The sequence below is a fragment of the Bacillus sp. AF62 genome (assembly GCF_050312695.1).
Lineage (GTDB): Bacteria > Bacillota > Bacilli > Bacillales > Bacillaceae_G > Bacillus_A > Bacillus_A cereus.
Genome location: NZ_JBNPJZ010000153.1, coordinates 18,636 through 29,449 on the forward strand (window position 1 = coordinate 18,636; position 10,814 = coordinate 29,449).

A 10,814-nucleotide genomic window follows, 5' to 3' on the forward strand; every position below is an offset into this window, starting at 1 on the left:
AAAATATAAAAAACCGAAAGGGAGATGAAATGAAATGTCAGGAATCAACCTTGGTAATGTTAAACAAAGCTCTATTAATCCATTGGATATAAAAAATATATATGAAACGAATAAGGAAAAAAATCATGTGTATGTAGGGGAAATCGGAAAAGGAACGGGTTATCATATAGGTGATTTGCTTTCTAAAGAACTTATGCAAGCTTTCTCAATCGCACAAACTGTAATTAAACCAATAAAACAGCATGATTATTGTATAGAATACGCTACAAAATTATTGGCAGGAAGTATTCTGTATCTGAATCAGCGACATAAAAGTTTGTATTACCTTGATGTGAAAAAGGCTATTGAGTTCACAGAAAAATTATATAAAAGCGAGGCAAATTTGGTAGAAGTAGTGGATTCGCTTAAAAAGGAACATCCAGCGTACCATATATTTCATGAACTGGGTTTTTATTCAGAAGAAACAAGGGATACGATAATTGTTACATTGCTATACAATCTAGAAAAATATCAGCGTGAAAAATTAAATCCTGAGAGAGAGAGTATTTTTGGTTTCAGTAGTAATCATAAGGGGAAAATGAAATAGGAAGGAGTGCAACGCATGTTAGGCGTAGCTAAGAAGTATACAAAGGTGATAAGAGCGTTGAAAGAACTGAATGAAGGGGAAAAGGTTGCAGGTGTGATAAAAGCTCGTTTTGGAGCTTATAAAACGGTCATAGAAGGTGTGAAAGAAAACGCCAACGATTTTATTTTCATTTTTGATCCAAAAGGTATCTTTTATGAAGATACCCATCACGAAAAACGAAAGCAGGGGTATCACATCATCAAACATGATTTATTAATTGGTTATGAAACGCTACAAATGGATCTAAAACAAAAATCCGTTGTGTACATCAGTGTAGAAACGGAAATAAGTACGTATCAAGAGAGAGGAGAAGCATTATCAAATTTTCTTCAATATCTAACAGAATGCAAGAATATAAGACCGATTCACCTGGTATTTCATCAATATGATTTGTACCCGATCCCTCATATGGAGCAGTTTTTAAAAGAAAGCGCAACATACCACATTCAGCATTCAATCGTAGTTGAATCTCAATCCGCATTACAACACATATACGGAAAAGAGGCAGCACAACGCATTATCACTTCGTACAACACAACAATCCTAGCATGATCTAAAGCACTCGTTCACTATTTCATCCTATCTAGATGGCTAGAAAACTAGACAAGGGAGAAGCGTTTTTCTCCCTTCTTTATCAAAAATAGGAGGCGTTCATATGGGAAAAGAAAAAAGACTCACATTTTATGATATTGCGGCATCACAAGCTCATAGTGTTAAAACTTTTGATGGAAAAACATACGAACTGAAAGGCACGATAGCAATTGAAAATAGCACAGGAAGCATTGAAAAGGTGGCTCAAATTTATTATCAAGTGCGCTCGGTTAGAAATGAACATCAAAACTTAATTGCTAAACGAAAAAATAAACATGCGGAATTAGTAGCTTTCAAACAAAAATGTAAATAAAAAAAGCGATTTTGAAGTGTGCTGAGAACATAGCACAAAGTAAGTTGCTCTTTGACAATTTAGATATATATTGCGTATCTTTTCCTTTCAGTATTGATGTAAAAGGATGATATACGGCTTTCAATATATATGCGTGCCTCCCTTCGAAAGGTCACTAGAGGGGTTAGGTATACGATTATCGTTGGGTGAGTAAGATCGTAAAACTCATCTGTGACCACTGGGAAATGCAGTGTATCAAAGACCTGTTTGTGTCAGTACTCGTGAGGAATATCCCATTTTGACATTCTGAAGAAGCGAGGAACATCACAACAGTAGATACATAAGGTTCTACGTTCACGCCAAAATACGTAGTGCGGTATTGGGCATATAGAAGCTAGGTCGGGATTAGTCTCTATACGCATGCCAATACAGGGTTCGTCATTCCAGCCATAAATGATATTTCCATTTTCTATCCCACTTTCCTTTAAATGTTATAAAATAAAGACAGATGTTGAAGTTAAAATGTGTCTCATCACACTTCAAAATCGCTTATAAAAATATGACATAGGGAGGAACATGCATGAGTCGTAAAGGGTGGATCATTTCCGCTATTGTTGGACTGTTAATTGCAATTGGTATTGGTTCAACATTTGTCTTTGGTTCGGGAAAAGGGGAAGTAATGGAACTTAGTCCGTTAGAAATGAAGAAATTTATGAGTGAGGATGGAACAGGTTTTGTTATGCTAAATTCTACTAAGAAAAAAAGAGAGAATTGGCTTCATATTATAAAAAAAGCAGCGCAGGAAGAAAAAGTACAGATACAAGAGTTAGATGAAGAAAGTGAGGCGGTTCCACCTTCAAGTAATCCTTATGATTGGGGATTATCACAAAGAAGAGATGCGCTTGCTTATTATGAAAAAGGGAAATTGAAAAAAGATATTGATTTTTCCACATTTAAAGAATCCGAACTTGAAAAAGAAGTTACCTATTTCATCCGAAATTGCAAAGAGCAATATCAGAAGTAATCACATAATCATTGAAAGGTGGTGATACAGTGGCGATTACGCAAAGGGAATTAAAAAAAGAAAAAGATATGGTAGCAAACCTATTAAGAGCCAATGGTCAGGATTATAACCATTGGCTTCATTTACATCATCAGAAATACATTGAAGAAAATCAAGATTTAGTAATGAAAGCTTTACAGGCTTATAAAGCAACATCAACAGAAGTGAAAGAAGAAAGCAAGGCGAATGAATCAAGTCAGCTTAGTAACGTATAAGCTTTTAAAAATGAAAAGGGAGTGAATGTATATGTCAATGTTGGAAACATTATCTCAAATGTTAGTGTTAGGTGATGCGATGGATGGTCTAATCAATACAGGTAATTCTTTTATTGCATGGATGCAAAGAGGGGCAATGGTTAGTACAGCGATTGTATTTTGCTGGGGCGCTTATCTACTAATTTGGGGCGGTGAACGAGGAAGACATAAATGTATTTGGTGGTTTCTTGGTGGGGCAGCCGGACTTGTTATCGTAATGGGATGCCAATACTTAGCAGAGAGCGTAAATAGCAATGTGAAATTTGGTCAAATCTTATTCCCGTTTTTCTGGATGAAATAGTGAAAAAATATAATTAAGGCAATGAGGAGGCTATGCAAAAGGTATGGCTTTTTTTGTTGCCTTTTTTTATTAGAATTTGAATTTTGTTAAGGAAGGGAGATGAAGATATGAATAATTGTACACATAAAGAAGTTGTATTTTCTAAAGTGAAAGCTGAAGTCCAACAAGAAAAACAATTATTAGTGGAAATATACAAAATGGCTTTTGAACACTTTTTAAATAATGTATTTACTACAAATTTTTTAAAATCACGAATAAAAGAGAAATTAGGATATGGTGAAAATGTTTTAATTTTTAAATTCGCTAAAGATCAATATGGAAAGACTATAACGGATTTTGAATTCGCTAATATGATAGCAGACGTATTTTTTTACAAGTGGTTAAAGGAGGCAATAGGTTTTGCATTAGTCAAAAGTAAGTTTAAAAATTATAAAAGGTTAATTAAAGATAATTTTATTTGTGATACTTCTAAACTTACTTTACGAGAAATTAAAGATTTAGTTATAGATAAAAGTGAAACATGGCAGTTGCTCTTAAAAACAATTGAGAACGAAAATATTAAATATGATTTTTTTCAAGGTGATGATTGCTTGATATTCAAAATGAATTTTTAAATAAAATCTTTAAAATCAAATGGAAGAAAGGAGAAGCCATGTTTGTCATTTTTAAGAGTAGCAATGGAACAGAAATTGAATCGGATAAGCAATATTCGTTTCATGAAGCTTATATCTTAACGAAGCGATTAGAACGAGTTTATAGAGAGGCAGGGCGGCAAGAACATATTGATTTCGATTTGTTAGATGGTCATTCCAATGAAATTTATAACGGTACGTTATCACTTGGTTCGAGATATGCAGATCACATTTCTAAAAAAATGAATGTGATGCAATTAGATCCGGAACAAGAGGAACAAAAGAAGGAGCTGTTAGAAACGTTAGAAAGGGAAATCAATGATTCTCCTTTTCATGAAGAATATGAATATCAAGAAGAATTACCAGTAAGAAAGGAAGAACCCTCTTATAGTCCATCGAATGAAATAGAGCCACAAGTAAAGACTGGAAAGGAAAATAGAAAAGGATTTAAGATTATTGCGAGTGTCATAGGAAGCGTGGTGTTAATTGGAGCTGGTGCCATATTTGCCTTTAAGTTATTCTCTTCCGAACCAGTTTCGAGTGCAAATGCTGGCTCTGAACAATATGTAGTAAAAGGATTACAACAGGCAGCCATTCAGCAGTATGGAGAAGCCGTTAAATACTTCGATAAGGTCGATTACACAGAATTAGATAAAGATAGTCAGAAGGCAGTTTTATTTACTTATTTATTAAACGGAAAGGCAAATAAGGCATTACAATATGAGCCGAAATTTGCAGAAAGTGTGGTTGCTTATTTTATTGGGATAGACAACATGAATAAAATCAATGAAATTGATGTCAAAAATGATGTAATCGACTTTGAAAAGGCAGCGCTTAATAAGAAATATGAGGAGGTAATTAAGCTTAAGGGGAAAGTCAATATGGACGGTAGACGTGAAAAACTAATTGTTGAAGCTTTTGTAAATCTAAAAAAATATGAAGATTGTTATTCTTTTGCCAAAACGCAAGGAAATAAAAACGTAATGAAAGAGGTCAAAGAATTAGAGAAACGAGATATTCAACAATCTACGATAAGTGAAGAGGAAAAGAAAGCTAAGATTGAAAAAATTGATAAAGATCTACAGAACATCTAAGGGGGAGAGAATAACATGCCTTTAAATTATGAGAATCTGTACAAAAAAATGGGAATTGTTTTTCTTGGTGGTTCATTGATATTAAGTACGACAGGTTGCAGTTGGTTTGGAAGTAAGGAATCATCAAAAAGTAAATCAGCTATTACAAAAAAAGTAGATAAGAATAAGCCGGAGGAAAAGAAAGAAGATCTGAACAAACAAGATTTTGAAGCAATTACAGAGAATGCAATTCAAAGTAAGGATAATGAAGTTGCTTATGTACTCGAAGAGCTGGATAAATCAAAAATTAATTTTAAGGAAAAATCTATTGTAAGTAATCTTCAAAATGGGGATGACACCACTTCTCGTGTTCTAGCACTCTTTGATAAAGAAACAACAGATAAAACACTTCAAGATACAACAAAAGATAATGTGATTGCAGCTATTACAGATAATAAGCCACAAGTCACCGTGAATGGAGATCATTTTGCATTCGGTGATCAAAATATTGATTCTTCAGTAGCGAGTATAGGTGATATTCTTCCACCAGAGAAGAAACCAGATACAATTGTGAATCCACCAATTATAACGGAGGGGGAGAATGGTAATACGGAAAATACAGGGACAGAAAAACTGAAGCCACCAATAGAGCCGGAAAAACCAACAGAGCCAGAAAAACCAACAAATCCAGAGAAACCAACAGAGCCAGAAAAACCAACAAATCCAGAGAAACCAACAGAGCCAGAAAAACCAACAAATCCAGAAAAACCAACAGAGCCAGAAAAACCAACAAATCCAGAGAAACCGACAGAACCAGAGAAGCCAACAGAACCAGAGAAGCCAACAGAACCAGAGAAACCAACAGAACCAGAGAAACCAACAGAACCAGAGAAACCAACAGAACCAGAGAAACCAACAGATCCAGAAAAGCCAACAGAACCAGAGAAGCCGACAGAGCCAGAGAAACCAACAGAACCAGAGAAGCCGACAGAGCCAGAGAAACCAACAGATCCAGAAAAGCCAACAGAACCAGAGAAGCCGACAGAGCCAGAGAAACCAACAAAACCAGAGAAGCCAACAGAACCGGAAAAGCCAACAAATCCAGAGAAGCCAACAGAACCGGAAAAGCCAACAAATCCAGAGAAGCCAACAGAACCGGAAAAGCCAACAAATCCAGAGAAGCCAACAGAACCGGAAAAGCCAACAAATCCAGAGAAGCCAACAGAACCGGAAAAGCCAACAAATCCAGAGAAGCCAACAGAACCGGAAAAACCAACGAATCAAGAAAAGCCAGTTCTGAAACAAAATGAAAAGATGGTAGCGAGTAAATAAAGAGAAAACAACTGATTTTGCCAAAGAGGTAAGAGGTACTCATAAAAAGAGTACCTTTTTAATTTGAAGCTGGATTGAACAGAGGTGATGCTTTGATATGTATAGTGAAAAGATATCAATCAAATATAAATTAGCTGAAAAAGAAGTACTCATTCCATTGAGTGCTTTTTTGTTTGTTGGAATGTTTTTAATCGCTAATTTTTTACTCAACTTATCCTTAGAGCTGATAGAAACAACTTTTAGTGATTTATTACATCCCAAACCGTTTCATATGGAGATAGGATTTCTTTTTCGGATGCCAATTGCAGAACATCCAATTTACTACGTGCTTGTTTTCCTTGTAGTAATTGGAACCATTGCAAGAACGGTGTATAAGCTGAAATCTTCCTTTAAAAACTTAAATAATCATCAGAAAGGTTCTAGTCGTTTTACAACAGTTGAAGAGTTGAAAAAGCAATACCGAGCTGTACCAGATCGAGAGGAATCATTTAAAGGTGGCGGTGGTGTTGTTATCTCCCGACTAGGTGATAAGGTATTCATTGATGATAGCCCGGTAAACAACTTAATTATTGGTACAACACGCTCTGGTAAAGGGGAAACCTATGTATTTCCTACAATTGATGTCTATTCTAGAGCGGAACATAACCCCTCCCTAATTTTTAATGATCCAAAGGGGGAATTGTTCAGCGCATCGAAAGAAACGCTGGAAGAACGAGGTTATCACATTGAAGTTTTGAACCTGTTAACTCCACTTGATTCTATGAGTTATAACTTATTGCAGCTTGTCAAAGATGCCTATAAAGATGGAGATTATTCAACGGCACAAGCATTATGTAAGACACTCTCACACACTTTGTATTACAACCCAACTGTAAAAGATCCTTTTTGGCAACAGTGCGCTATGAGCTTGTGTAACGCCATGATATTAGCCGTTACAGATAAATGTATTGCGGAAGGTACAGAAGAAAAAATCACAATGTATGCAGTTGCAAATATGTTATCAGAACTTGGTTCAAAAGAGGTAATCGTAGATCCAGAAGCAGATCCACAAAATGCATTAGATTTATACTTTGAAGGCTTACCAGCGGATAGCGTTGCAAAGATGCAATATGCAACCTCAAACTTCTCAAAAGGAACGACACGAGGCGGAATTTTCACTCAAACAATGAACGGACTTTCTATTTTTACATTTGATGAAATCGCTAAAATGACCGCAAAAAATAGTGTGGATTTAAAACGTGTCGGTTTTGGAAAAACGATAAAAGGAAAAGTGACACCTAGAAAACGAGTAGACATTGTATTTCCAGATGGCTCAAAGGAGTCTATCAAGGCAGATATTACAGGACGTTTTGCATTAGATTTCAAACAAGTAATACAAGTTGGAGATACCATTCAATGTAATGAAAAAGAAAACCCTCAAACGAAAACATCTATTACTATTACAAAAATAGATGAAAAAACGGGTCATACAGAATTTAAAGTAGTAGAAGAACATGAAGATATGAAAATAACAAAAGTGGATTATTTCGATAAGCCAGTAGCTATGTTTATGATTACACCAGACTTTGATTCTTCGAACCATGTCATTGCTTCTATTTTTGTAAGACAGCTTTATTTTATATTGGCAAAGGGTGCATCCCTCGCTCGTGGAGGGAAATGTCACCGTGAAGTGGTTTTTTGCCTGGATGAGTTTGGAAATATGCCGAGTATTGAAGGAATGGCAAATATTATCACGGTTTGTCTTGGTAGGAATGTTCGCTTTAACCTTATCATCCAGGCATATGCACAATTAAAAAATAAGTATGGTGAAGATGCAGATACGATTGATGGAAACTGTGGGAATACCATCTACATTCTAACAAACGATCAAGAAACCGCCGAAAAAGTATCCAAAAAACTAGGGAATCAGACGATTAACCTACCTTCCCGAAGTGGGAAAGGTCTTTCTACTGATAAAAATAAAACGGAAGGTCTAGACCAACGCCCACTGTTAACAGCAAATGAACTTATGAATTTTAAAGAAGGAGAAAGTGCTGTTATTCGTGTCATAAAACGTCAGGATAATAACAGAAAACGGATTAGACCTCGCCCGATTTATAATACGGGAGAAACAGCCTTAAAATACAGATGGGAGTACTTAGGCGTAGAGTTCGATACAGATAAATCTATTTTAGATATAGATATTGATTCTCTACATGATGATGTAAATCCAAAATCACTTATTGTAGATTTTCTAGGAGAAAGAAAATCAGAACAAATTGAGAAAAAAACATCAGAACCAGAACAGGAAAATTTGCCACCAGTAGAGACATCGCAGCCAGTAGAAGAGCCAACAATGATGGGTATTGATGAAGAGATTCCGGAAGAGGCATTTCATCAGGAAGACAGCCCGTTTGATTCCCTTTCCATTGAAAATTGGAAGGAAAAAACGGTTAATGAATTTTTTGAATCTGATTTAGCGGTTTTGAAACTGGTTGATAAGTTCTTTTTAGCGCAGTTAGGCAAGTCATTAGATGAAGTTGAAAATCAAGAAATGGGCGAGTTTTACAGTGAATTTCAAATGTTGGCTCACAATGACCACATCGACAAAAGTGTTTATCAAGCAGTCGAAAACAAGATTAATCGAATCTTGCGTGATTTAGAAGAAAAAGAACAAGTAACAAGTTAGAAAGCACTCAAATAATTGAGTGCTTTTTTGATTTCAAACATAAAGGAGGAAGAGGGAATGTGTATACCGACAATCACGGATAAAATGCAATTGATTTTAGATAGTTACTCGCCATTTGTAACAGAAGAAAATGAGGTCATTCTTGGTCTAGAAGATGCGGTTCTTTTCCTTTCAGTAGATCGGGAACAAAAAGGAAAATTGATTATTCGTATCGACAGACTAAATGAGAGAGTGAATTGGACAGCAAAAGAAGTATTAGGGCAATAGCAAGCATGAGAGGAGGGTAAATAGTGAAAGATGAAGAGATTTTAAAAACTATAGAAGCGTTCTCGGATTATCTTCAAGTAGGAGATATCGTGAATTATGTATTACGTTGGCTAGGATGGTTCCTAATTGTAGGCTTATCTTTAGTTGTAGATGCTTTAGAAGGCGTGACAGATGCCATACTAGGGATTAAAGGATTCTTTAATTCACCGGAAATACAAAATTTTGTTGATATGTTATATCCATTGTTTGTCGTTCTTTTAGCCATTTCGTTTTTATATATTGGCTATATGTTTATTATGAACAAACAAATGAATCGTTCTCAAATTATCATCAATATTTTCGTAACATTGAGTGTACTTTGTTTATTAAGTACGGGTATGACAAAGGTTGATAAGTTCACCGATGATGCCATAGCAGTTGTGAAATCTGAACAAAAGGGTTCTTTAAGTGATGAAATTATTAAGAAGAACATAACAGATATTGCAGTAATAGATGAAAATAAATGGAAAAAGAAAGAAGATATGAATCCGAAGAATCACATTCCAGAAAAAAACATCAGGCAGATAGATATTACTGAAAAAATAGATAAAGATTTTGAATTTGCAAAGGATAAAAAGTTATCAGATGAAGGACAAAAAATATTGAAAAATAAAAGAGTAATGGATGGGATGGGAGTTGCATCTTTAGCTGAATTAAAAGATGGATGGTTTGATTTCTTCCCAGAAAAGTATTATCGCTGGCATTGGAATTTCTGGAATATATTCTTTACTTTACTGATAACAGGATTAACTTTGTTGTTAGTAAGTATTAAGTTAGCTAGATTATTTTATGAATTGGCATTTAACTATTTGCTAGCGAACATATTAGCACCAGCCGATGTTGCGAATGGCCAAAAGTTAAAAGCTGTATTATCTAATATTCTCAATATATTTATAGCAACGATTATGATATTCCTATCTTTGAAGCTATATCTAATGGGTACGGCATTCCTCCATGACAAACTAAATGGTGTACCGTATCTGATTGCATTAGCGGCATTTAGTATGGCAGTTCTAGATGGTCCGGCAGTCGTAGAAAGGTTATTTGGAATAGATATTGGATTAAAGAGCAGTTGGGGCATGTTAGTAGGTGGTTTCGCACTTGGTAAAGGAATTGGCAGTCTCGCAAACTCAAAACCAATGAAGAGTCTCGGAAATATGATTGGAAAAGGAGCGAAAGGTGCAGCAGAAGGAACTGGTGTTGCAGCAGCTAAAACAGCAAGTGCGGCAGCGATGGCAACAGGTGGCGTGGCAGGGCTTATAAGCGGTTTGAAAAAAGGGAATGAGTCTGAAAATAAAGAGTCCTTGCAAGATCAAATGAAAAAAGCGGATCAGAAAAAAGCAAATGGTAATGATGTAGCAAAAAATGAAAAAGAAAAAGGTAACTTAAATAAGGAAAAAGATAAAAAGAATGGTGGTACGCCATCTATTCAAGAAGACATGAAAAAAGGAGGGAACGAAAACCCAGGGGGAGTGAATGGGCAAGAATCGGGAACAACAAGTCTTCAAGATGAAATGAAAGAAGCTGGAAAATCAAATGGAGCGAGTGAAGGAAATCCAACAGCAGGAACAGTAAGACAAGGAGCAAGTGAAGGAAGTCAAACAGCAGGAACAGTAAGACAAGGAGCAAGTGAAGGAAGTCAAACAGCAGGAACAGTAAGACAAGGAGCAAGTGAAG

General features: G+C 35.6%; 11 protein-coding genes and 1 pseudogene. All 12 read left to right on the forward strand.

Going from position 1 to position 10,814, the window contains the following annotated elements:
• Positions 1 to 34 precede the first annotated feature (34 nt).
• Positions 35 to 561: pseudogene (locus tag ACQRBL_RS30835) on the forward strand (TRAG family protein).
• Positions 562 to 601: 40 nt separating this feature from the next.
• The gene (locus ACQRBL_RS30840; RefSeq protein WP_144641007.1) at positions 602 to 1,177 is read left to right on the forward strand and encodes a hypothetical protein; all 576 of its coding nucleotides are present in this window, start codon (positions 602 to 604) and stop codon (positions 1,175 to 1,177) included.
• Positions 1,178 to 1,280: 103 nt separating this feature from the next.
• Positions 1,281 to 1,529 (forward strand): hypothetical protein, encoded by a 249-nt coding sequence (locus tag ACQRBL_RS30845; RefSeq protein ID WP_411996534.1) that lies wholly within the window; start codon positions 1,281 to 1,283, stop codon positions 1,527 to 1,529.
• 559 nt (positions 1,530 to 2,088) lie between these two features.
• Positions 2,089 to 2,532 carry a hypothetical protein gene (locus ACQRBL_RS30850; protein WP_144641004.1) on the forward strand — a complete coding sequence of 148 codons (444 nt, stop codon included), beginning with the start codon at positions 2,089 to 2,091 and terminating at the stop codon, positions 2,530 to 2,532.
• A 29-nt stretch (positions 2,533 to 2,561) separates the two neighbouring features.
• Complete coding sequence (locus ACQRBL_RS30855) at positions 2,562 to 2,786, forward strand: hypothetical protein (protein WP_144641002.1); 225 nt, start codon at positions 2,562 to 2,564, stop codon at positions 2,784 to 2,786.
• A gap of 31 nt (positions 2,787 to 2,817) precedes the next feature.
• Positions 2,818 to 3,126, forward strand: a complete 309-nt coding sequence (locus ACQRBL_RS30860; protein WP_000062187.1) for a hypothetical protein — start codon at positions 2,818 to 2,820, stop codon at positions 3,124 to 3,126.
• Positions 3,127 to 3,233: 107 nt separating this feature from the next.
• Positions 3,234 to 3,740, forward strand: a complete 507-nt coding sequence (locus ACQRBL_RS30865) for a hypothetical protein (RefSeq protein WP_411996533.1) — start codon at positions 3,234 to 3,236, stop codon at positions 3,738 to 3,740.
• Positions 3,741 to 3,778: 38 nt separating this feature from the next.
• Positions 3,779 to 4,852 (forward strand): hypothetical protein, encoded by a 1,074-nt coding sequence (locus ACQRBL_RS30870; protein WP_411996532.1) that lies wholly within the window; start codon positions 3,779 to 3,781, stop codon positions 4,850 to 4,852.
• Between the two features lie 15 nt (positions 4,853 to 4,867).
• The gene (locus ACQRBL_RS30875; protein WP_427736276.1) at positions 4,868 to 6,163 is read left to right on the forward strand and encodes a hypothetical protein; all 1,296 of its coding nucleotides are present in this window, start codon (positions 4,868 to 4,870) and stop codon (positions 6,161 to 6,163) included.
• 97 nt (positions 6,164 to 6,260) lie between these two features.
• On the forward strand, positions 6,261 to 8,831 hold the full coding sequence (locus tag ACQRBL_RS30880; RefSeq protein WP_411996530.1) for a VirD4-like conjugal transfer protein, CD1115 family: 2,571 nt from the start codon (positions 6,261 to 6,263) through the stop codon (positions 8,829 to 8,831).
• A 57-nt stretch (positions 8,832 to 8,888) separates the two neighbouring features.
• A complete protein-coding gene (locus tag ACQRBL_RS30885) occupies positions 8,889 to 9,098 on the forward strand; it encodes a hypothetical protein (RefSeq protein WP_048533900.1) in 210 nt (69 codons plus the stop codon).
• 23 nt (positions 9,099 to 9,121) lie between these two features.
• The coding region (locus ACQRBL_RS30890) for a pLS20_p028 family conjugation system transmembrane protein (protein ID WP_427736279.1) at positions 9,122 to 10,814 on the forward strand (1,693 nt) is incomplete at its 3' end.

What these genes read in the sequence shown, in the direction of transcription:
- ACQRBL_RS30840 (WP_144641007.1), top strand. Translation starts at nt 602, where the DNA reads ATGTTAGGCGTAGCTAAGAAGTATACAAAGGTGATAAGAGCGTTGAAA.
- ACQRBL_RS30845 (WP_411996534.1), top strand. Translation starts at nt 1,281, where the DNA reads ATGGGAAAAGAAAAAAGACTCACATTTTATGATATTGCGGCATCACAA.
- ACQRBL_RS30850 (WP_144641004.1), top strand. Translation starts at nt 2,089, where the DNA reads ATGAGTCGTAAAGGGTGGATCATTTCCGCTATTGTTGGACTGTTAATT.
- ACQRBL_RS30860 (WP_000062187.1), top strand. Translation starts at nt 2,818, where the DNA reads ATGTCAATGTTGGAAACATTATCTCAAATGTTAGTGTTAGGTGATGCG.
- ACQRBL_RS30865 (WP_411996533.1), top strand. Translation starts at nt 3,234, where the DNA reads ATGAATAATTGTACACATAAAGAAGTTGTATTTTCTAAAGTGAAAGCT.
- ACQRBL_RS30870 (WP_411996532.1), top strand. Translation starts at nt 3,779, where the DNA reads ATGTTTGTCATTTTTAAGAGTAGCAATGGAACAGAAATTGAATCGGAT.
- ACQRBL_RS30875 (WP_427736276.1), top strand. Translation starts at nt 4,868, where the DNA reads ATGCCTTTAAATTATGAGAATCTGTACAAAAAAATGGGAATTGTTTTT.
- ACQRBL_RS30880 (WP_411996530.1), top strand. Translation starts at nt 6,261, where the DNA reads ATGTATAGTGAAAAGATATCAATCAAATATAAATTAGCTGAAAAAGAA.
- ACQRBL_RS30885 (WP_048533900.1), top strand. Translation starts at nt 8,889, where the DNA reads ATGTGTATACCGACAATCACGGATAAAATGCAATTGATTTTAGATAGT.